Origin of the sequence: Clostridium cellulovorans 743B (genome assembly GCF_000145275.1) — a bacterium.
Classification (GTDB): Bacteria; Bacillota; Clostridia; order Clostridiales; family Clostridiaceae; genus Clostridium_K; species Clostridium_K cellulovorans.
On the sequence record NC_014393.1, the window covers coordinates 3837576 to 3862090 of the forward strand.

Consider the following 24515-nt stretch of genomic DNA (forward strand, 5'->3'; position numbering starts at 1 on the left):
CTATTTCATAATATTATAATTTAAACAAATCAATTTTCTATTTCATTAAATCTTCTAAAGTCTGTCTACTTTTTAATATTTCAATATCATTTTTATCATTGATAAGCAATCTTGAAGGAATAGGATTCATATTTGCATTAGAAGCAAAAAAATGTGACTCGGTTCCACCTACATCATATGTAATTACATATTCTCCTCTTTTTGGCTCTCTATCAAATTTTATTTTGTAGTTTGAAATCATATCGCCGTTATAACATAAGTTACCACAAATAAAAGCACTAAATTCCTCATTGCTATCTACATTAGAATAATCTTTAAATAAATCCCAACAGTTAAATAAATTATGTATTACAGACCCAGCATAATTCACATTTCCCATTTCCACGACTAATAAATTATTGCCATTTACTTTTTTTATGCCATTTACTTTTGCAATTGTAATTCCAGCATCTCCTACTATACTTCTGCCTGGTTCTATAATTAATTCTGGCTCACCGATTTCCTTAAGTACATCTTTTATCTTTTTGCTACTATCTTTGTAATTTATATAAGTATTGAGAACCTTTTCAAGCATCTTACTTTTCTCATAGTCAGTATAAAATAATTCATTAACCTTATAATCTGCCTTTTCGTTTTTCCATATAAAACAATTGGAATTTTCCTCTCCCTTATATGCCATAGACTTTTGAAACTGCTCCCACTCCACCTTATCAACATAATTAATTGGGAATCCACCACCAATATTTATTATCCTCATAAAATTCCCAATATGAGCTAACTCTTCTGATAGCTTCACAATTTTTTCAATCGCATTGATATAAGCTTCATAATAACCAATTTGAGAACCAATATGTACTTGAAATCCATATACATCTATATACTGATGATATACGGAGTTATTAGTTAATAACTCTTTCGCTTCAAGATAGTTGATTCCAAATTTAGTCCATTCTCCAGATGTATAAATACATTCATCCGTTGCTTTATCTACTTTTAGTCCTGATAATCGTATTAATACCTTAGCCTTTTTATTAATATTTTTTGAAATTTCTAGTATTCTCTCAAACTCATATACACTATCAACATTAATAAGAATATCTTTAGTTATTGCAAGTTCTATAATTTCATCCGTCTTACAATTTCCATTAAAAACCATTCTATCATATGGTATCTCTGCAATTTCTGCAAATTTAAACTCATTATATGAGCTTACATCTACTCCACAGCCCAGTTTATTTATTATCCTCAAAACACCTATAGAACAAGAACTTTTAACTGCAAAACATATTTTTGAATTAGTATAATTATTATTCAAGGCATTCCTAAATTCCATAATATTTTCTTCAATCTTTTTACCAAACAATATGTGTAATGGCATTCCATACTTTTGTTCAAGTTCATCTATGCTATATCCTAAAATATTCTTGTTTGTAAAATCTATATATTTATCATACTTATGTGACTTGAAGTTCAACACTATCTTTCCCTTCTTCATAACTCTTGCCTTCTACGAACTCGTTATATCTTTCCTTTGCGGCAATTACTATTTTATTTACAAGTTCAGCATAGTTTTGCTCTTTAGAATTCTGTGGATTGTATAGATTATATATTTCAAATATCCTACTCTTAATAGGATTTAATCCTGGTATTCCATTCAATTCTATTACTCTAAACTCACCAGACTCATTTTTTCTAATATCTATCCTTACAGTATCACAAACACCTAATGCTTTTGCTGCTTCAATAGCCAACTTGTTAAGTTCTTCCATTTCATCATATGGTATTTCAAAACTTAACATTTTATCAGTCTTTAAATTTTGAGTTATAACAGGATAACGCTCATATGCCTTACTACTAACAACATTTTTTATAGGCAATACCGTAACCTTTTCTTTGTTACCAATTATCGCAGTCGTATATTCGTCTCCTGACAAATATTCTTCAACTAAAGCATGTTGATTATAGTTCTCTAAAATATACTGTACTCTTTCATTAAGTTCTTCCTCATTATGAACTATACTCTTCTCACTTACACCATTACTTTCTGATTCAAAACAAGGCTTTACAAACCACTTTTTCGTAAAATCTAACTTAGGTATTGCAGAGCCTTTCTCAAGAACATATTGCTGATGTGTACTTAAACCATACTTCTCTAGCAATTCTATTGTTTTCTTTTTATTAATCATATTCTTCATTACTTCTGCGTTAGCACCAACATATGCAACGCCCATCTCTCGTAATATATCCATAACACATGTCTTTTCATTAATATTATTAATACACTTTATATTATCTGTGAAATAATAAATTGAACTCCAAACTAGATCATACTCATTATATTTAATATGCCTAATTAATTCCTCATTAGACTCAACATATAATACAACTACCCAATGTCCATATGATTCAAGGGCACATTTCATTTTTTCTGTGGTCTCCATATTTCCCCATCCCTGTATTGCAGAAGCCTGGCCACAAACTAATAATATTTTCATTTCAAACCTATACTCCTTTTAAAAAAAATAATTGTATTCAACACTTAAATAAATGCTGAATACAATATGCAAATAAATTTTAAATTATATTCAGATAGACTATAGTTCAGTTACTTAGTAAAAATACTACTATGACTTATTAAATTATTCTTTTATAATTTTTATCAACTTTTCTGTACCTAAACCTTCTATAAATGGTTTTGAGCAACCAACTTGATTTTCCCAAAAATCATTGCTATCTAACAATTCTATTACTAAAGGAAGATGCCCATCATGGCAACAAAGCACCCCGCCCTTTGATAGTAGAGGATAAAATTTAGTAACACATTCCCTTACTGACTCAACTAAATCAACATCAATATAGGCTCCTGCTAATGGTTCATGGAAATCTCCAAATGTATCCTTAAACCATCCTTTTACAAATGTACATATCTTTTCTGAACCATACTTTTTTACATTGCTTACAGTTTGATCATATGCACTACTATACTCACCCTTAACAAAAGTAACATCTTTTCCATATATATTTTTTTCATGATTTTCATTATGTTCTGGTAAACCTTCAAATGAATCAAATACATACATTTTCTTATTTATAGCTTCAGATAAAAGACTTATTTTGGCACTTCCACCACCTTTATAGCAACCTGCCTCGACAATTACACCTTCTGGCTTATTGGTTAGCAAACATTCTATAAATGTTAATAGTTCTTCCTCTTTATGCACACATTCAATATTTTCATCAATTGTAATGAATTTATTAACCATCGATTTCTTTTCATCATCGGTTAATACTATCTTTTCATTATTAATAAACTTTAAATAGCACTCTTTCATAATTCTACTCACCAACATATTTTCTTTGATTAGGATCAACCCTTGTTATTCCAACGAATTTTTCTTTAAATTCAGTATATCTTCTGTATTTTTCTTCTTCATCAACTTGTCCATCCATTTCAGCTGCTGGTGCTCCATCTCTTGCAGAGAAAACATGACATGCAACTGTATCAAAACAACTATCTTTACAATATTCAAGTGTTTCTTGGAACTCTTCTACAGTTTCTGTTGGGAAACCAACTATTACAGCTGAGGATAATGTAGTATTTGGTGCCGCATTCTTAAGTTCTTGCATTTTTTCTTTTACAAGAGCCATGTCTCCTGTTCTCATCATTAATTTAAGAATTCTATCACAACCACTTTGTATTGGAACATGTAAAGAACGTATAACACCTTTAATACATAGTTTTTTAATTGCCTCATAATTTCTCAAGAAATAGATTGGTGAAATATCTTCTATTAATAAATCATAATCCCCTTCAATCTTATCAATTTCTTCAAGTAATTCAGCAAAATTAGAACCAAAATCTAAGCCGTATGCCCCCATACATTCACCTAAGAAATAAATATGTTTAAAGCCTTGTCTTAATCCATAATTAAATTCTTCTATTACCTCTGCTATTGGCTTGCTTGTACTTTTTCCAGCAGCCTTCCAGATTGCACAGTAAGAACATCTATGGTTACATCCATCTTGAATCTTAATAAAGTAATTATCTGTAAAGTTCATTACATTTCCATCTTTTATTTCATCAAAAGAAACTTTGTGTTCAACAAATTCATCTAATAAATTATATGATTTTGCATCAAAACGCTCTCCATCAAACTCTTCATCAAGTCTTTCTTTAGCAATTTTTACAATACAACCACCTACAATAACTTTAGCTGATGGTTTTTTATATTTCATTATCATTTTTAATGCATCAAAATCTCCATCTTCAATAGACTTTGAAAATCCGCATGTTGTTAATACAAATAAATCTGCTTCTGGAGAAATAACTAAATCCTCTAAAGGAAACGCATATTTATTTGTAGGATCTAATCCTGTTCCATCATTAACTAATTCGTAACCATTCTCTCTAAAGAAATTACGCATTTTTTCAACCTTAAGTCCTTCTCTGTGACAACTTTTTTCAACAATTTGTACTTTTTTCATAATATTATCTCTCCCTCTAAAAATATTGATATTTTATATATTGTGTTATATGTAAACACATCGATATTATCACTTATAATATTTTCTCTCTCAAATTCAGCAAGCAATCTAATTGCTTTAAGTGAGTTTCCACCAATTTCATAAAAATTATCATTTAATCCTATTTCGTCTATTCCTAAAAGTTTACTCCAAATTTGTTTAATCTTTTGTTGCAATTCAGAGAACTCTTCAATCTCTACTTGATTCTCTGTATACTTTATTTCTTTTAGTTTCTTATAATCAATTTTCCCACTATTATTAGTTGGAAATTCATTAACTCTAATATAATGAGTTGGAATTATTGATCTTGGCAAACTTTTCGTTAAGAATCCATGCCAAACTTTGGGTGATATTTCTTTTGGAGAAATGTAATAACAAACTAAATATTTTGATCCATCGCTGTCATTACAACATAGAACAACAGCATTTTCTATTTCGTTATAGCTCATTATACATTTTCTAATATCATCCAATTCAATTCTATGTCCATTCAATTTAACTTGGTTATCCATGCGCCCTAAAATTATAAGTTCTCCAAATTCATTGAACTTTGCTAAATCACCTGTAGCATATAAAATTTGCGTATTTCCTAAAACATCATTTATCAAGGAATTACTATTTATTAAAACAAATTTATTGTCTGTTTCAGTCTTATTATTAACATATCCTCTTGCTAATCCTTTTCCACCAATATATAATTGACCAGCAACGCCATGTGGTAACATTCTCCCTCTTTTATCCAAAACAAAAATACTTGTATTTACTATAGGCTTTCCTGCAGTAATTTCAGAATCTAATCCTATTTCCTTATATGTTGACCAAATTGTAGTTTCCGTTGGACCATACATATTATATATTTTGGCATGTGTCAATTTTCCTAACTTCTCAATATCTTCCTTTATCAGCATTTCTCCGCCGATTAATATTTTCTTAATATTCTCAAACACATTGTATTCATGACTAATTAAAAGATTTAGTCTTGAAGGTGTTATTTGTATAAAGTCAACATTGTATTTACTTATAATATTGTATAGTTCCTTATCATTTAGTCGTTCCTTTTCATCTACTATTACTACAGTTCTTCCATATATAATTGATACAATTAGTTCTAGTAATGAAATATCAAAGCCTACAGAAGTTATTGCAAGAACAGTATTTATGTCACACATTATATCTTTCATTCCTAAAATGAAATTGTTTAGTGCTGAATATTCTATCATAACGCCCTTAGACGCCCCTGTTGAGCCTGATGTATACAATATATAAGCTAAATTTTCCTCAGGTACTCTTCTATAAAGATTTTCTATATCTATGTGAACATTTTTTCTACAATACAATTCTTCTATATCAATCTTCTTACAACTTAACTCAAGATCAATTTGTTGTTGAGATAATATAATTTGGGCATTGCTATTACTTAGCATATAATTTATCTTTTCTATTGGTTGATTTAAGTCTATAGGTAAAAATGCACATCCAGCTTTAAGCACCCCAAGATAAGCTATAATTATCTCTTCAGTTCTATTGAGTAAAATCCCAATTACGTCTTCTGAAGAATAATTTTTAATTAAATATTCAGCTACATAATTTGATTTTATGTTTATCTCTTCATAAGTAAAAGAGCCTTTTGAAGTATGTACAGCTATTGAATTCTTATTGTTTTTCAAATTTTCATAAAACTGTTCGATAATAGTCTTATTTATTTCCATTTCACTAGAAATAATATTTTCATATATTATTTCTTTATCCCTAGAGGTTAAAATATTTAACTCTTCTACTTTTTTATCTGGTGAAGCTATTATTTGTTTAAGTAATGTTTTATAAGAATCAATTATGTGATCCATTCTTTCTTGCTTGTATAAATCTGTGTTATACTCCATTACTAATCTAGTTCTTTTGCTTGAAATATTTACTTCTAACATCCACTCAAATCTTGAACCTTGTCCAACATATTCATATTCATCAAAATAACAATTATCATCAATCCTTACTTGAGCATTTTCCATGTTTTGAAATAAGAAACCTATATCAAACAATGGTGTTCTACCAATATTTCCTGACAATCCTAAGTCTTCGATTACATTTGAATAAGAATATTTTTGATATTTATATGCTTCTTTTAATCTTTGCTTAGTTTCTTCTATAAGATATTCATAATTATATTCATCACATATCTTAAATTTAATTGGAATTGAGTTTATGAAAATTCCTAACATATCATTGATATCTCTGTATTCTCTACCAGATGATGTAGTGGCTATACAAAATTCCTCTTCTAAAGAATACTTATAGACTAAAATACTAAATGCTGTAAACATTATTGTATTCAACGTTGTATGATATTTTTTAGCCATTGTATTTAGTTCACAAATTATCTGCTCATCAATGTGATATTCTTTCCTGACCCCACTAAATGTTTTTCTTCCTTTTCTTAATCCATCTTTAGGAAAGTCAAATTCACTATGCCAATTTTCGAATTGATTTCTCCAATACTTTTTACATACATTTGCTTCTTCAGATTCATACCATTCAATTTGCTGATTAACAAAACTATCATATTGTGTACATTTAATACTTTCATTTCTATATGCTTCTGCAATTTTCTTTAATAATATATTTACTGAAACACCATCTGAGATGATATGATGTTGGTCAATAAATAAATATTTTTTGCATTTCCATACATCATCTATTAAGATAAATCTAATTAGAATATCTTTTTCCAAGTCATATTGTTTTAGATTATCTTTTATATTTTTTGTAAAATCTTCAATAGCTATTTGCTTAACTTCAAAAGGTAATGCTACTTTATCATGTACATTTTGATAAATCTCTTCACCTTTAATACTAAAATTTGTCCTCAAAATATTATTATTTTCAAACACATGTCCACATGCGTTTTCCAATTTCTTAATATCTATAACGCCTTTTATTTCACAGATAACTGGCATATTATACGTCTTGCCAATATTCTTATATTGTTTATCTAAAATAAACATATTTTTCTGATTGATAGAACTTTTATACCTATTTCTCCCGTTCTCTATTTCTTTTTCTAGGTTATTACGAGTTTCTGTTATAATACCATTATTTATATACTCAACAATACTTTCGAAATTTGAATCAAAGAAAACATCAGCAAGTTCAACATATGCATTGAGTCTATTTTGAATTTCGGCAATCATAAGAGTAATCTTAAAAGAATCTCCTCCATTGTCATAAAAATCCACTTCTATGTTGCTTTCTTTTTCTAAGACATTGTCCCATATTTCCTTTAAAACAACTCTTATCTCATTACAATCCATATTTTATACCTCATTATGAAACAAATCATATTACTCTTAATAAAGCCACATTAAATACGAAATCCATCCCTGGTCTCATATTGCCTATTGAATAAGTAATTAAATACATGTCTTTGCAATATTCCTTAGTTAATATATCATTTAAATTTCTTACAGTATCTACATCAGCTAAGTGACCTCCACATTCTAAATTCTCCAAATAGAATTTATTTATATCCAATGCTGCAAATTTTGACAGAAGATGAGCATTAGAATATGATAAATTTTGTGGTACTATAAGCTGTATTTTATCTTTTAATTCTTCGTTATCATTGATAAAATCTTTCAATTGTTCAGCTGATCTTTTTATCGTTTCCACAGGACTGTATTTTCTATTTTCTGATATTCCATGACTATATAATCCGTATGATTTTGAAATACAATCTATAATTTCATACTTCAAATCTTTACAATCAAGGACCATTAATCCAGCCCCATCACCTAAAATTGATGTTTCAATAAACCTTTCATCAATTTCATCATCCAATATATTTAATGAAAGAATCATTATTCTTCTCGCTTGTTTACTTTCAAATAATGCTTTAGCAAATTCAAATGTTTGTAAAGTTGTAGAACATTCTTGAAAAATGTTAATAACTCTTGCGGAAGTCATATTATACTTTTCAATACAATAATATGGAATGTTAATCCCATCATACATCATTCCATAAGGGTTTCTGCAAAAAAAGAGATAGTCAATCGATTCCAACATATCTGAATTTTTAGCCAAAAACTTTTCGAATAAACCATCTACTATTTCAATTACATTTCTTTGTCTTTCTACATATACGTCATATATCTTATTTTGATTAATGAAAAATTTGCAGTATTCATCATTTTCAGTCTTTTCATTTTTACTTTTTTTAAGAATTGAAAATGTATCTTCTTTTTCATTAGGCTGATAAAAATCTAAATAACTTATTCCAAACACAACGCTCTCTCCTTAATTATTCACTTACTACAAATTATTTTTAATTACTTCTACCAATTTAATTACTTTCACATCAGATACAAAATCAATATTTTCACTAAATGTAATTACACTTACACCTGTTTTTTCCTCAAGCAGCATAGCTAGTGATACTAAGAGCATAGAATCCATCTGCAAGTCTTCTATTAACCTAGATTCTAGCGTAACTTTGTTATTATTAGTTCTTATCTTTTTTACACATTGCAAAACCACTTTTTCAACATTTAACATTAAGCAATTACTCCTACCTTATATTGTTTCACCATAACTTGTTAAAATATTACCATGGATTATTTTTACTGTCAATTAAATATTTGTATTTTTAACATTTTTATTGAATTTTGTCTTTTCATTGCATATTGTTACTTTTAATGTAATAAACTATTTCCATGTCAAATACCTTTCTTCTATAAACCTTATTTTTTTATATTTATTGACATATAAATTAATTATAGGTTATTATAATTACAAATTATTTCAATATTTTAGAAATTATAAACTTACGAGGGTACTTTGAAGTGAATGGTAACAAGTCAAGTGTTATACACAAAACCCTCTTGAGACAAGAGAGTTACTCTAATTATCTAATTAACTCATTAGCCAATTAATTAGTTACCTCAAAGTAAGTAATTTGTATTAATATATTTTTGTACCTTGAGCACAGAGAAAGGATTGTATATTAAAATGAGAAAATATAAGTATAAGAAAATTGACGCTTTTATAACAGAAAAATCTTTAGGAAATCCTGCAGCATATATATTATTAGAGGATAAAAACTTAACTCCAGAAGAAATGTTACAAATTGGGAAGGATCATAAAAACTATGTTTCAGAGGTAGTTTTTTGTGAAAACTCCACTATTGCTGATATAAAACTTACCTATTATTCATCAGAGTGTGAAGTTGATTTTTGTGGTCATGGCACAATTGCTGCTATGTATGATATTGTTAAAAGTAGTGAGTTAATAGAAAAGGAAATAATAACAATAGAGACAAATAAAAAAGGCATATTAACTCTATATAATAGAATTTCAACAGAAGATGCAGTGTATATTACTGCCCCTACTGCTGAAGAATATGTTGCAAATATAAGTAAATTAGATATTTCAAAAAACCTCGGTGTTAATTTAGATGTTATATCAGATTCATTACCAACGGATTTTATTAATGCTGGACTTTCCACATATATTATTCCCTTTAATAACTTAAATGACATGATAAATTTTTATCCAAATATAGAAGAACTAAAGAAATTCTGTCTAAACAATTCAATTGATATTGTGTTGACCTTTACAAAAGAAACACAAAATAAAGATATGTATATTCATAGTAGAGTATTTGCTCCAAAGTTTGGATATCTAGAGGATCCTGCAACTGGTTCTGGAAATAGCGCTCTAGGAAAGTATATGCTAAAAAATCATATTTGGGATGGTAGAAGTATAAATATTGAGCAAGGTGGTAATGACAGAATATATAATAAAGTCATGTTATCACTAGATGGTGACAAAATTTTATTTGGTGGAAATGCTAAAGTAAGAATTGAAGGAACTATTTATATAGATTAATATTCCAAATAAAATTGCAGTTTTTTAGTATTGTAGAATACTAAAAAACTGCAATTTTTGTTTTCTCTAAGATTTCAAACCTTCAATTTTTCAAGTTCATTTTTTAATACTTTTATAAATTATACTTTTTCATGTCTTTAACGAATTCCTATTTTTTGTAGAATAACCACAATTACAATTAATATTCTACGTAAATATATAAATCATATTTTAATCAAATGACGCTATAATCTTGCAAATTTTTTCAATAGTTCCTGTCTGACTTACCGATAATTGCTCTTCTGGAAATTCAATATTAAATTTAGCTTCTATTGAAACAATAAGCTTAATAAACGCTAATGAATTTACTCCTACTGTCCGTAAATCTGTTTGAGCAGTAACTCCTTTAAGTAGTTCAGTAGAAGCAATGATATTCTCTAATATTTCTCGCACCTCATTTTCATACTTTATCATACTTATCTCACCTTTTTAGTCCTTTTATAAATATATTAATAATCTTATCATTTCAGTGTTCTTGTACATCAGGCGTTTCTATACTATTGGGGAAAACAAATATATTCTATTTTTTACCTTATGATACATTATTTTAAATTGAATACATTATCTATTATATGTTTTTTTTTAATACTTTTCAATAATATATAAGTTTCGTTATTGAAACTATATCAAGTTCCTGGAAAGGTGTTGAAAAATCAATGTAATCTATGACTAATATTTATTGGAACTTATGTAACTTCATAATCAAACTTTGTTAATGGCTGAATAGTTACAACTTTGTAGTTCTAACCTTAATCTGTATGATTAAACAGTATATAACCATAGCTAGTCCTGAGTATATAAATACATTTCTTAAAACATATTCACCTAAAAATCCATAAAATATATATGCAATAGGCACTACTATATTTAAAGAAAGTATTATTATAGCCATTATTCTACCTAGATACTCTAAGTTTATATTTTTTTGTATATATGAAATAAACAAAACATTAAAATATGAACTTAAACCTCCTACTAAAGCTATACCAGCAATCAATATAAAGATATGTAGCCTTATTGTGAAAATAGTATATATTACTCCGATTAAAAAAATAGAGTTAAATATTGTTAATAACTCTATATCTTTTTTTTCTTTCTTAATCAAATATGTTGTTGCTATTATAGCACCTATTGCTTCAGCAGATAGCATATAGGAATAAAATTTACTATCCTTATATAATATATTTTGTGTAAATATAGGCAACATTATATTAAAAGATACTAAAAAGAAATTTACTACTGCTGCATTTATAATTGCTAACTTTATATTTTTTTCCTTAAATGCATACTTAAATCCTAGTAAAATATCCGGAAATACCTTTTTAAAAGAAATTTTTCTTTTAACTTTCACTTTATAATTAACACATAGCTCAAAAATGGCTGAGATAATAAAGGAACTTCCATTAAGAAACATGCAGCCCCATATTCCAAAAAATTTTATTGTCACTAAATAAGAAGCTATAACTGGACCAGCTATTCTAATAACTGCACCTATACTTTCTAATAAGGAATTTGCTTTTACTAGTTTTTCACCATTAACAACTTCAGGAATAAATGATTTAATTGTTGGTCTAAATAAAGCATTATTAATCCCTAATATCGCACTAGCTAAAATTAAAAAAATCATATTTAGAATATTAAATTTAATCATAATAGCTACGGATATACAAACAAGACCACTTAAAATATCAGTAACTACTAATATGTACTTTTTGTTTGCATTATCAGCTATAATTCCACTAAATAAACTTATAATTATTGTTGCTAACATAGCTGCTGCAAGTATTAGTGATCCATCTTTAGCCGAACCTGTATATTCTGTCACCCACCATAGTATTGCTGTATCATATATAACAGAACCTAAAACTGATATTGTATTTCCAACAAATATTAATGAAAAATCTCTATTTAGTATAGTTTTCATTTGGTTATAGCCCCTCATCTCTCAATTATTTTATTAACCATAGATCTTTCTTAATTATACGAACATCATTATCTATGGAAAATGTACCTTTTAACCAATAACTATGTGGCTTTAAATTTTCATTAGTTCTAATAGATGTTGAATAGACTTTTTCGTCTTTAGGGGCAACTTCTACTGGAAAAAGCTCTTCACTATATTCAGCACCCATATCCTGACCGGAAACAAGTCTAATTCCACCATAGCCACTAATTTTAACATTGGAGTTATTTCGTATGTATACTTTTTGTTCAATTAACTGGCCGATGTTATATTTTGAATCACCAACAAAATATATTTCAATATTACTATCACCTGAATAATCCAATATATATCCGCATATTGGACACATATGAAATATTCTTTCTAGATTTTTATACATTATATGCTTGTACCTAAAAACATAAATTTCTCTACCACAATTATTGCATGTTCCTTCTTTCACATATTCATCAAACTGCATTCCATTTGACAAGCAATGCTCACCAAATGAGAAACCCTTACTATTAGTGAGATCATTTAATAATTTAGCTATCTTATAATTAATTAAATTGATTTTTGTTAAATAATTATTATATCGAGAATATAACTTTTTAGTATTAGAAATTATAAAAAAACTTTCTTTTTTCTCTGCACATAAATTTAATCCCATTTGTTTAGCAGTTCTAAATTCTTTTTGTACTTCTTGAGATATACGCTCATATTGAGCACATAAATACTCCAACTTCTCAATTTGAGAAAAATCAAACAATTCACCATTTTTTATAGATACATATATATTTCCTGCTTTTATCATTTCACTTGAGAATAAATATAAATATGTTTTATTATTACTGTATCTTAACACTCCGTATAACTTCTGGTTTTCATCATTTGATACTACTACTCTGATTTCACCACTAAAAAACTTATTAACAAGATTACCTTTGCCTAAATCAATAATAATTAAATTACAATCTGCAACATAATATTTCCCATAAGATTCTTCATTTTTAACCCACTCTATCTTAACAGGACTTTCATAACATTTTTCTTTATATGAAGGGTCACCTATAACAAAATATCCTGATTCACATCCGAAGCCATAGTCAAGATATGCTTGATTTATGAAAGCAGAGATTTCCCCAATCCTAAATCCACTCCTAATTAATGCAATATATAAATAGTTTAAAAAACTACTTCCATCAACTATATGGGGAGATCCTATAAATGAAGCAATAGTGCCATCTAATGCACTATATAATAAGCTATACTTCAATCCAAAAAGAGATTCATTTGTTTTTAGAGAAAAGCATGATGAAATAAAAGTATTTCTTACATTTAGTTTCCACATAGGCATTACATTCATTTCATCCCTAAAACACCCCTCTCCAAAAGCGCAACTTGGAAGGTTCTCAGAATCATTATAGGATTGGCAATACTTTGATCTAGCACATAATGAACCTTTAGTCATCCATACTATATCATCTCTTCCATGACCTACTACTGTTAAGTGGGAATGCATTTCTTCATTAAGATAATTTTCTATATTATCTGTTGTTGCATTTTTATATCCTAATACAATCCTATTGTTAGTATTTAAAACTTTTTCTAAATTAAAATCTAATCTATCAATTATCATTGATTTATCTTTTCTGTTTATTTTTCTGTATAAATACATCTTCATAGTTATAAAGCTTAACATTTCTAAATCTCTAGCAGTAATTGCTCCAAAATACACCTCATTGTCTGTTCCCCAATTTTCCACCTGATATTTTTGCATTTTCTCTAAATTTGAAGGAGTCATTTTTTCAGGTCTTCCGCAAACAGTTATAAATTTTCTTTTAAAAGTTTTTAAATAACTAAATATTTCCTCCATCTTGGAAATCTTAATTAATTCTGAGTTAGTCAAAATAGAGTAATACCTTGTTATGTCATACCACTCATCATCTTCAAAGCAAAAAATAACATTTTTTATTTTTTCATCTTCTGTTTCATTCTGTTCTTCTTTTTCTAATAAATTAATTTTATATCTTTCAATTATTTCCTTTATATCATCATAAACTCTTTGTTTTAATACTAATAATCCCTCTCCATTTTCTTCTATAAACTTTTTATATTCTTCAATACTACTTGCCTTAATAATGTCTACCATAATATTTACCTCATTTAACTTCATTATTTAGAGATTGCCGAGCATCCACTATTTAGCTACAACTTATATTTAAAATAATCTGATTTACATGGAGTACCGATGGCAATATGGGCCTCTCTGCTTTCCAAATCGAATATAGAAGAAAATACAGTTTCATTTCCTCTGTATTTATCTTCATTAAGATCACCATGCTTACAGATTGAATAAGGATAATTCGTATGATCTGTTAAGATGTTCTTTATATCTTCTAGGACAAAACTTTCTTTTCTTTTATTCAATAATTTATTGCAAACATGTTCTCTTATTATGGTACTTCCTCTTCTTGAAAATGAAGAATCTAAACTCAGATCATATGCCATCATATCTTTTTTTATTAGCTTCTCACTTTTATAATGATTTGAATGAGACATAAACCCATCCTTCATTTGAAGAATATCAAAGTCTTTTCCTGCCATCTCTATATCAAATATATTCCCTAATGAATCTGATAACAGATAGTTCATTCCACTAGCTTTAAATCCAGTTGTTATAGCTCCTAAAGCATCACCTATTCTATTTTGTTGTAGTGCTTTTCTCACAACAAATGGATATAATATACCAGTTCCTAAGTCATTTGCCTGCAAATAATTTATATTTAATCCGATTCCGCAACTATTGAATCCAATACATCCTAAAACTCCTGCAAAAGTTATTAATAATGTATCTGTCTCTCTTTCCTTGATCTTAATTAATGTTATATAATCTTTATAATATTTTTCCATATCATAATTTTGAGCAACATATACTTTTTTGTTGTCCTCATTGTCATTAGCTACCCCTAAGCTTGTACACCCAAATATTTCTTTACATGTTTTTGGAAATCTAAAATTTATTAACTCTAAAAATGAATTAATAAAGATAATATCATCTATTGCAACATTAGAAGCCTTTGCTATACCTTCCAATTCTATATATAAATCTGGAGCGAACTTTTGGGATATATCTAAACACTTACCTAAATGTTCCCTTACCTCTTCTATCTCTAAAATTCCTCCACATAATTCTCTATAATTTTCATGGACCATACTTACAAATTCCTTAATAAGAAATGCATTTTCTTCTCCTATCTGAAGTCCTCTTTCTATAGGATTAGAACTCACCTCAAGTACCTTTAACTTCTTATTCATGCTGACCTCCTAATAGTTAGCTGAATTTTTTTCACTGTTTTCTAAATATTCATAAAGTATTTTTGATATTTTTTCTGAAACTCCATCTCCCCCAAATTGGTCTAACTCATATATCAATTTAGGATTTTCCATATAATAATCAATGTAATGCTTCATTTTTGTAATGTTATTTCCTATAATCACTGCACAGTTATTTTTTAATGTTTCCTTTACCTCTGTAGATGTCCTAAGGATAATGCATGGCTTCTTTAAAAAATATGACTCCCTTTGAATTCCATTTGAATCTGTAACCACAACTTGTGAATTTTCAATTAGCTTCACTATATCTTCATGATTAACAGCATCAATTAGAAGTATTTTTTCATTATCAAAATACTCCTTAAGCTCTTTATCTTCTAAAAAAATTGATTTTACTTTAGGATGCATTGGAAATATGACTTTATAATTCATTTCATTTAAGCTTTCCATTACTTCTCTTATATAATTTTTGTTTGAAGTATTTTCCTTTCTATGCATTGTCAATAATATATATCCGCTATAGAATCCTACTGTATTTACAACATCCTTTTTATAAGTATTGGTTTTGTTAGTTTTATTTATTGCTTCAAGTAAAAGATCTCCTACAAAAAATATATTGTTATTTATATTCTCTCTTTTAAGATTTTCAATGCATCCTTTTGTTGTTGTGAAGTATATATCAGAAATTCTATCTATTAACGTTCTGTTTGCCTCTTCAACCATGTTTTCATCATAATTTCTCACTCCTGCTTCTATATGTGCAACTTTAACATTAGATATTTTTCCCGCTAAAGCAGCTGCTAATGGTGTATTAGAATCACCTATAACTAAAATACATTTAGGCCATTCTTTATTTATTAGCTTACATATTTCTATACTCATGCCGAAAAATTTTTCATTTTCCATTACATTGTCTTGAACTAGCATATAATCTGGATTTCGTATTCCCAAATCCTCAAAGAAGGTCGTTGACATATTATAGTCATAATGTTGACATGTATGAATTAATACAACATTAAAATTTTTCTCTAGTTCCTTCAACAATGAAGAAATCTTAACAAAATGTGGTCTAACCCCTACTATTAAAAATATCTTATTCATATATCCTCCTTTACTGAGAAGCAACTATATATTATAGGGTATATCATATAAACTTATTCCATCTTCATAATCCTTACTTCTCCTCTGTAATTCTAAGCTTAACATTAGTTCAAAAGGATTTAATAATTTATAACTTTTAGGTTTTAATTTACTCATATCCCTATTGAATATGTCCTCAAATTTTTCATATTGTCCTATTCTTCCAAGACTTGTACTAAAGTCAAATAAATCTCTTTTCTCTCCCTTTGGAAATGCATCATCATGAAATGGTACAATAAAACCTGCTGGATCTATAAATACTTTGTAATATATTAACTCTTTCGCTACATAATCTCCATATGGCTTATTTGAAAATATATTATTTTTAAATAAAGAGCCTCCTACAAATACTTTAAAAGTGGTATCAGCAGTTAATTCATTAATTAATTCCACTTGTTGCTTTACTAATATAGACAATTTTTCGCTAGCTCCGGTACTAAAATCACAGCTAAAATCAATAAAGTTAATGCCCATTTCCAAAGCTTGTTTTGCTAATATGGCCATATTTCTTACATTGTCCTCAGTTATTACTGATTTAATCCCTATAAGAACTTCTGAGTTTAAATTTTTCTTTTCTTTTACTAACTCTTCAATATTATTTTTCAATATTGAAAAGTCTGATTTCCTTCTTGCATAATTAAAGGCATACTCATCAGAATTTATCGCATTTAAGCTTATTCTTATTTCCTTAAGATTAAATAAGGCTTCTTTATTTTTTAATGTGTTAATTAAAAATCCATTTGTAAATAATTTTACAGGTATATTATATTTTTTTGCTTTTGCTATTATATATTCAACTCGCTTATAATCTGTTAGAGGCTCTAAACCACCTGATATTTTTATAGTTGAATGTCTACCATCATTCTTCATTTTATATAAATAATCAAATACCATATCAATTTCTTTAAAAGTTATTAAATCTGAGGAAGTATACGCATATTTATTAGACTTACGCTCATTATCATTTTGCCAAATTACAGATTGACAAAAATAACACTTATAGGGACAATTAATTCCAATAAAAAATGTAACTTCTGCACTTTCATTTTTTAGTAATCTTAATCCATTGTAATAATCATAATTATCACTATTAATTATTCTTTGTTGGCTAACCTTGCTTTTCCTTATTACCTTATATATATCTTTAACTTCTTCTAGTGCTATTCCTAATTTGCTCCCCATCTCCCTTGCTGAAATATAGGGTTTCTCTGATAATATTTCTATAGCATTTGAAACATTTTTCAAAATGCTTTCATAGTTCCATAGCAACTTTCTATCTCTTATCGACCTTAAATTACTTATGTCAGACTCTTCAGATATAATATTAAGTACCTCTTCTTTGAATGCATTACTTTCTTCATTATTTTTCCTAGCTCTCTCTAAAATCTTTTCATGTAATTTCAAATTAATTTCATTAGTTATACTAACTATTTGCTCATTTTCTAAATATTCATTCTCTTCATAATTTGATTTGATGAAATGTATAATTTCACATTCTAAACTACTAGGTGAAAGATCTATTTTATCTTTGTAATTTTCCAAATCGACATTTTCATAACTTTTACTATCAATATAACTAAAATTTACATTCTGATTATCAAAATCTAAATATAATTGTTTATCACTACCCATGATTTTTATTTCTCTAATATTAGAATTTTTCATATAACTAGATGATGCATTTAACCTTACTTTTATATCTCCGTATTTAAAACTTAATTTAATATAGTTTTCATCTATTATTTCTAATGAAACATCTGAAAATTCACTATATCCAAATAACTTTTGTATAATACTTAATTGATGGGAAACTATATTCTCTACTACAGTCAATTCAGTAGAACTTTTTGTATTTTTTATTTTATTAATCATATTGATATGAACATCATTTATATGTCCTAGTTCTTGGTTTTGTATCAACTGATTAATAAATTCAAATCTCTTATCATATTTATATTGGAAGCCTACTTGCAAACATAGTTTTTTACTTGAAGCAATAGAATTTAATTCAATAGCTTGTTCTATTGTTATAACAAATGGTTTTTCCACAAAAACATGTTTCTTTTTATTTAAAACAGTTTTAACCAATTCATAGTGCGTATAAAATCCAGTTATAATCATAACATGAGTCACTTTTTCATTGTCCAGTACACTCATTAACTGATCTTTCTTATATATGAGTTTATTTTCACCTTTATATTTATCCAAGATACTTTCATAATTGCTACCTGCTATTATATGTATCCTTCCTATTAAACCTGACTCTAGTAACTTTTCTAAGTGTTGAATAATAACATTTCCCCACTTACCCCCACCAACTACAGCTATCTCTAAATTATTATTTCTATTAGCATTCACTCAATCTCACTTCCCAACACAATTCACTTTATATTTGGCGTTCAAAGTAAACATCCTTATCTTTACAAACTATATCTTTATAAACCAGTCGATCTTCATTTTCAAACTTACTAAGGGCATATCTTGTATCAATAATTTTTTCCTTATACTTATTTAACAATTCATAGTTAAAATAATCATGATCTGTATGAATAATTATTAAGCCGCTCTTTTCTAATAGCTCTTCATTAAAATCAACTGATAACATTTCACAACTTTTGCCATCTGCTTTAATTAAAATTTTATTACAAAATGCATCAGAAAATCTAACTTCATATCCATTGTTAATCAACATTTCTATAAGCTCTATCGCTGATGATTCACGTAAATCATTGATATTTTTCTTATAAGCTACTCCTAATACAGTTATAATTGAATTTTTAACCCCTTTCATTCTCATCATCGCTTTATTGAAAACGTTTTTAGGTCTATTAGCATTAATTTCAAAAGCTGCATCTATTAATAATGTTTCAAAGTTTTTTTCATTAGCATACCATTTGTAATAGAAAGGATCTATAGGAATGCAATGCCCGCCAACCCCCGGTCCTGGATAAAACTTTTCAAATCCAAAGGGTTTTGTACTTGCAGCTTCAATAACTTCATAAATATCTATATCCATTTCACTACAAAATGTTTCTATCTCGTTGACTAGTGCGATATTAATGTATCTATATGTGTTTTCTAGTAATTTAGCCATTTCTGCAACTTCAGGTTTAGAAACTGGAACAACTTTATCAATTACACATCCATATAATGCTGTAGCAATTTGTTTACATCTTTCAGTTTTACCTCCTACTATTTTAGGTGTGCTACTAAACTTAAACTTTTCAACCCCAGGATTTATTCTCTCTGGAGAAAAAGCAACAAATACATCATCACCTACTTTAAGTCCTAATTTTTCTAAGTAAGGAACAACAACCTCTGATGTTGTAAATGGATATGTTGTACTTTCTAAAACAACTAATGTTCCACGCCTTATATTTTCTCCTATTGATTTTAAGCTATTGTTCAAAAAAGTTAAATCTGGAGTAAGCTTATCTTCTTTTAATGGAGTTGGTACACAAATTATCAAAACATCGCATTGAGAAATTTTGTCAAATTTATTTGTAGGATAAAATCTATTAAACTCATTGATCTTTTCAATGTCTTTATCTGTGAAATCAGTAATATAACTTTCATTTTGAATCAATTTTTTTATCTTTTCATCATCAATATCGAAACCTATTGTTTGAAATCCACTCTTTACAAAACTCTCTACTATTGGTAATCCGACATATCCAAGCCCTATAACACCTATAATAGACTTCTTACTAATTATTTCTTGGTTAAGTTTTTCATAAAATTCTTCCATGTACATTTTTCTCCTTTTTAAGATGAAAACACATTTTATACTTTAATTTTACAATTTATTTGCTTTTTGTCAATGTTTCTTCTTTATGTATTATATGTTTTACAACTTACAAACTATGATACTCCTCAGCACCTTCAAAACAATAGCAATATCATATAATCATCTACACATATTTGCAGTAAATCTACATCTCTATTTATAAGCCTTGAAACTAATATAGATAATGATATATATATTAATAACTATCTCCTATAATTTCTGTAAATCTATAAGGTTCACTTTGCCACTTAACAGCTCCTTGGTTATATCAAACAACTTCAGCAGTTCCAGCTTTAAAATGAACACCAAAGAAGTCTTGTCCACCACTTTCTAAATAAGCTAAATAGTTGTGGCTTATAAGTTGGTGAATTTCATAGATTTTATTTATCTACAAATTAAAAGCTAGATTAAAGATTATCTCAAGCACAACCGCCTAACTTCTTTTTCATCTATTTATAAAAATACTCCGGATACCCTTCCCTATACTTCCCTCTAGTCTGAACACCACCAATACCTTCAAAACCAGTTATTGTACTAGCAAGCAATGTCTTAATATCAACCACCTTATCAATACTTGCATAAGCGATCTTTTCACAGATAAATACAGGGTCGAGGCAATGAATTAAGACTCGTTTAGGTGTACTAGCTAGATTTGTGCCTGCTCACATCACCAAATTATTGTAATTAGGGGAATATTTTCAAATTCCACTTTAAATCTTTATCAAGAACTTTATAAGAATCTACCTGAAAAAACTATAGCTGAGAAAATAGTTAAGATTAGAAAAACTCATAACTTAGAACGTCATGAGTTAGCTGATATGCTTGGCTTACATTTTGATACTACTATTAGATGGGAACAAGATGTGTTTCCTAAACCTGAGAATGTTAAGCTTTTATGTGAGATGTTTTCTATTCCTATTAGATATTTTGATGAATATTATTCTATATATTATAGTAGATATCGGGATAAGATCAAGGAATGGGACAATAGAAATAAGTATTCTTATTCTATGGCTGCTGGTATTTTAGCGGTGTCTCATTCTGGATTTGCTCGGTTGATTAGTGGTAGGATTAGGCTTTATTATGATATGTATTTGAAGTTAAAGACTTTTTCTATATTCTAAAACCTAAATTTAAAAGCAGGTAATACTGCATTAGTAGCTGTTTATGCTAATCTAAAGTTGGCTTTTATATTTACGCTACAATACCATAATTATTTAAGCATCGTATTCTTTTCATAAACAATCCTATTATCTATTTGAGTTACCTTAGTAAATATAGTACATAGCAAAGTCGAAAGTATAATTATTATCCCACTTATTTTAAATAAAGTAAAAGACTCATAATTTTCTACAATAATACCTGAAATCATACCAGCTAGTGGAACTGACAAACTTTCAAGCGTAGATGAAATACTAAAAACTCTTCCAAGTTGTTCTTTTGATATATTCATCTGCCACAATGTATACATTACTCTATTAATTGTCTGACTACAATACATTATGATTCCAAATATTCCTCCAACTAATAGTCCACTACTAATATAACCTAGACTCAAAATACATAACCCCATTATTGCAGAACAATATATAATTAATTTACCATTCATAATTTTCTTCATAATGATAGGTAATAAAAACCCTGCCATTATTACGGCTAGACCATCTGCCGAATAAATTAAACCTATTGTTTGAGATTGAAAATTTAAAATTTCACTTAAATGGTATATAAACATAGAAAACATTGAAACATATCCTATATTTAACATAAAGTTTAATATAACCAGCGAAAATATAAAATCTGTTCCTAAAACAATTTTAAATCCCTCTTGTAAATCTCTTGTAAAACTCTTTATTGTATTTTTATCTTTAATCTGTATTTTTACCTCATCATTAAAATCAACAAATTTCATTAATACAAATACTAATAAAAAACTAATACCGTCAATCCATAAACTATTAATAGGAGATATCACAGAAATTACTATCCCAGCTAAAGTTGGTCCAATAGTTTTGCTAATAAATTTTGATAATGAAATTTGAGATGAAGCTAATGGTAATCTTTCTTTTTTTACGATATTAGGTATTAATGAATTTATCGCAGTTTTATATAAAAATCCGCTAGCTGTTAGAAAAAAACCATCTATAAGAATGAAATATATGTTTATCATAGATAACTTATGTAAAATAGGAATAACAGCAATAAGTATAGTTTGTAAAAGTGCATTATATACCAATACTTTTTTAGGATTACTTCTATCTACAACAGTTCCAGATAATAATCCCGAAAAAATTATGGCACATTGTTGTATCGCAAATGAAGTTGCCATCCATAACGGAGAACCCGTAAGAGATAAAATATAAATCGGTATACCAAGTTGATAAATATAATCTCCTATTCTTGATATTGAATCTCCAATTATAACAATATAAAAAGATTTGGGTAATATTAAATTATTTTTAAATGTATTAATTTTTTTATTACTATATCTCATTTATCCTCCACTACTTATTACAAACTAATTATTTACATATGATATATTAAATTGATTTTTAATACTAGTTAACTTATTAGTTACGTCATTACTATTTTCTCCTGTTACTATAAAGTAAGCAGCAGTGTCTGTGCTGTGTTTTGCTACCAATGCTTTATTTCCTGTCTGAGCAAATATTTCATAAGATTTAATCCATTTATTATAAAGCAAATCCCCGTATGAGATTTCATTTATTTCTCCATCTTTATAATAGAACATTATAAATCCTGCACAAATGCTATTTTTTTTATATTTAGGTAGTTTTTCTCCTAATTCCAAGCAAATTGAACACTCATAGAGGTTAAGTCCATACATAATTTCAAATTCTTCAACTAAATTTCCGCCTCCTATTCTACAAGCTATTTCACAAAAAACTATTTCATTATTTTCATTTAAAAACATCTCATGATGAGTAACTCCATCTTTCATATTTAACGATTTTATTACATCCTCATTAAACCGTTCTATTTTATCCAAAATACGTATATCATCTTCTACTACAAATCCGAGACTATTTTTAGATGAAAAATCTAAAGTTGAACCTAGATATTTTGTTACATTACAAAGTTTTATATTTCCATTTTGTATAATTGTATCGCAGCAATACATAGTACCTTCAATAAACTCTTCCATTATATAAGAATATATATTATTTCCTATATATTCAAAAACTTTTTCAAGAGATTCTTTACTCTCAATAACTTGTACACTTTGTGACCCAATTCCAAGCCTTGGTTTGAAAATTATTTTTTTATACTTATTAAAAAAATTTAATGCTTCTTCATAGCTAGTTATAATACTAAAGTCAGGAACTTTTATACCTTTATCATTTAATTTTTCAATCATTACATATTTATCTCTAAATGGTACTGTTTCATTATACCCCATTCCCTTTATGTGTAAGTGATCTCTAATTTTCGCAGCAATAAGTACTGTTTTTTCAGATAATGCTATTACGTGATCAATTTTATTTTTATTGTTTATTTCACAAGAAATCTGCAATATCTTATCTTCTTCATTCATCTCACAGCAAAATATTTCTTTAAAATCTTTTGAATTTAATTCATTTATTCTTTTTTTGTTTGAAATAATAAATATATTGTATTTTTCCTTATTAATTATAAAATCACCATCTTTTAAATATTTATTATATGGTGTTGTATTTAATATTAAGATGTTTTTTTTAGTCATTATATCCTCCGTATAAATATTTATTTTAATTGGTTGCGAAATACCTCAGCTGGTAGATTTTGTTAACTTACTTGATCATGCCTAAATTTACTTATAAAGATCACAATATCAAATTAGGCTTTGTAAATGAAAATTTTAGTTACTTT

Annotated in this window: 18 protein-coding genes and 1 pseudogene; 2 read left to right on the forward strand and 17 right to left on the reverse strand. The window is 27.6% G+C overall.

Going from position 1 to position 24515, the window contains the following annotated elements:
* Window positions 1–37: 37 nt before the first annotated feature.
* The 7 genes from CLOCEL_RS15650 to CLOCEL_RS15680 all read right to left on the reverse strand — a co-directional run bounded on the left by CLOCEL_RS15650 (window position 38) and on the right by CLOCEL_RS15680 (window position 9069).
* Window positions 38–1495 (reverse strand): diaminopimelate decarboxylase family protein, encoded by a 1458-nt coding sequence (locus CLOCEL_RS15650; RefSeq protein ID WP_010073191.1) that lies wholly within the window; start codon window positions 1493–1495, stop codon window positions 38–40.
* Complete coding sequence (locus CLOCEL_RS15655; protein WP_010073192.1) at window positions 1455–2495, reverse strand: ATP-grasp domain-containing protein; 1041 nt, start codon at window positions 2493–2495, stop codon at window positions 1455–1457. The genes CLOCEL_RS15650 and CLOCEL_RS15655 overlap by 41 nt, the downstream gene beginning before the upstream one ends.
* Before the next feature lie 144 nt (window positions 2496–2639).
* A complete protein-coding gene (locus CLOCEL_RS15660) occupies window positions 2640–3332 on the reverse strand; it encodes a TylF/MycF/NovP-related O-methyltransferase (protein ID WP_010073193.1) in 693 nt (230 codons plus the stop codon).
* 4 nt (window positions 3333–3336) lie between these two features.
* Window positions 3337–4485: a radical SAM protein gene (locus CLOCEL_RS15665; RefSeq protein WP_010073194.1), complete on the reverse strand. Its 1149-nt coding sequence runs from the start codon at window positions 4483–4485 to the stop codon at window positions 3337–3339.
* The gene (locus tag CLOCEL_RS15670) at window positions 4482–7829 is read right to left on the reverse strand and encodes an amino acid adenylation domain-containing protein (protein ID WP_010073195.1); all 3348 of its coding nucleotides are present in this window, start codon (window positions 7827–7829) and stop codon (window positions 4482–4484) included. The genes CLOCEL_RS15665 and CLOCEL_RS15670 overlap by 4 nt, the downstream gene beginning before the upstream one ends.
* A 25-nt stretch (window positions 7830–7854) precedes the next feature.
* Entirely contained in the window at window positions 7855–8799 is a 945-nt protein-coding gene (locus tag CLOCEL_RS15675) for a beta-ketoacyl-[acyl-carrier-protein] synthase family protein (RefSeq protein WP_010073196.1), read from the reverse strand.
* 27 nt (window positions 8800–8826) lie between these two features.
* Window positions 8827–9069 (reverse strand): acyl carrier protein, encoded by a 243-nt coding sequence (locus CLOCEL_RS15680; RefSeq protein ID WP_010073197.1) that lies wholly within the window; start codon window positions 9067–9069, stop codon window positions 8827–8829.
* Between the two features lie 453 nt (window positions 9070–9522).
* On the opposite strand from CLOCEL_RS15680, the gene CLOCEL_RS15685 reads away from it, so the two are divergent.
* A complete protein-coding gene (locus CLOCEL_RS15685) occupies window positions 9523–10401 on the forward strand; it encodes a PhzF family phenazine biosynthesis protein (protein ID WP_010073198.1) in 879 nt (292 codons plus the stop codon).
* 210 nt (window positions 10402–10611) lie between these two features.
* On the opposite strand, the gene CLOCEL_RS15690 is transcribed toward CLOCEL_RS15685, so the two are convergent.
* From CLOCEL_RS15690 to CLOCEL_RS22395, 8 genes and pseudogenes are all read right to left on the reverse strand, one after another.
* Entirely contained in the window at window positions 10612–10854 is a 243-nt protein-coding gene (locus tag CLOCEL_RS15690) for a phosphopantetheine-binding protein (RefSeq protein WP_010073199.1), read from the reverse strand.
* Window positions 10855–11167: 313 nt separating this feature from the next.
* Entirely contained in the window at window positions 11168–12364 is a 1197-nt protein-coding gene (locus CLOCEL_RS15695) for an MFS transporter (RefSeq protein ID WP_010073200.1), read from the reverse strand.
* Window positions 12365–12389: 25 nt separating this feature from the next.
* Window positions 12390–14558 carry a hypothetical protein gene (locus CLOCEL_RS15700; protein WP_242655171.1) on the reverse strand — a complete coding sequence of 723 codons (2169 nt, stop codon included), beginning with the start codon at window positions 14556–14558 and terminating at the stop codon, window positions 12390–12392.
* 32 nt (window positions 14559–14590) lie between these two features.
* Window positions 14591–15700, reverse strand: a complete 1110-nt coding sequence (locus tag CLOCEL_RS15705) for a C45 family autoproteolytic acyltransferase/hydrolase (RefSeq protein ID WP_010073202.1) — start codon at window positions 15698–15700, stop codon at window positions 14591–14593.
* Window positions 15701–15709: 9 nt separating this feature from the next.
* Entirely contained in the window at window positions 15710–16819 is a 1110-nt protein-coding gene (gene wecB / locus CLOCEL_RS15710) for a non-hydrolyzing UDP-N-acetylglucosamine 2-epimerase (RefSeq protein WP_010073203.1), read from the reverse strand.
* A 24-nt stretch (window positions 16820–16843) separates the two neighbouring features.
* Window positions 16844–19216 (reverse strand): Gfo/Idh/MocA family oxidoreductase, encoded by a 2373-nt coding sequence (locus CLOCEL_RS15715; protein WP_010073204.1) that lies wholly within the window; start codon window positions 19214–19216, stop codon window positions 16844–16846.
* Window positions 19217–19244: 28 nt separating this feature from the next.
* Window positions 19245–20606, reverse strand: coding sequence for a nucleotide sugar dehydrogenase (locus CLOCEL_RS15720; RefSeq protein ID WP_010073205.1), 1362 nt, complete (start codon window positions 20604–20606; stop codon window positions 19245–19247).
* A gap of 488 nt (window positions 20607–21094) precedes the next feature.
* Window positions 21095–21307: pseudogene (locus tag CLOCEL_RS22395) on the reverse strand (sporulation peptidase YabG); the annotation flags it as partial.
* Window positions 21308–21463: 156 nt separating this feature from the next.
* Here CLOCEL_RS22395 and CLOCEL_RS15725 point away from each other — a divergent pair.
* Window positions 21464–21769 carry a hypothetical protein gene (locus tag CLOCEL_RS15725; protein ID WP_010073207.1) on the forward strand — a complete coding sequence of 102 codons (306 nt, stop codon included), beginning with the start codon at window positions 21464–21466 and terminating at the stop codon, window positions 21767–21769.
* An 89-nt stretch (window positions 21770–21858) separates the two neighbouring features.
* Here CLOCEL_RS15725 and CLOCEL_RS15730 read toward each other — a convergent pair whose 3' ends face one another.
* Together CLOCEL_RS15730 and CLOCEL_RS15735 are read right to left on the reverse strand one after the other, a co-directional pair.
* The gene (locus CLOCEL_RS15730; RefSeq protein WP_010073208.1) at window positions 21859–23139 is read right to left on the reverse strand and encodes an MFS transporter; all 1281 of its coding nucleotides are present in this window, start codon (window positions 23137–23139) and stop codon (window positions 21859–21861) included.
* Between the two features lie 24 nt (window positions 23140–23163).
* Window positions 23164–24369: an ATP-grasp domain-containing protein gene (locus CLOCEL_RS15735; protein ID WP_010073209.1), complete on the reverse strand. Its 1206-nt coding sequence runs from the start codon at window positions 24367–24369 to the stop codon at window positions 23164–23166.
* Between the last annotated feature and the right edge of the window lie 146 nt (window positions 24370–24515).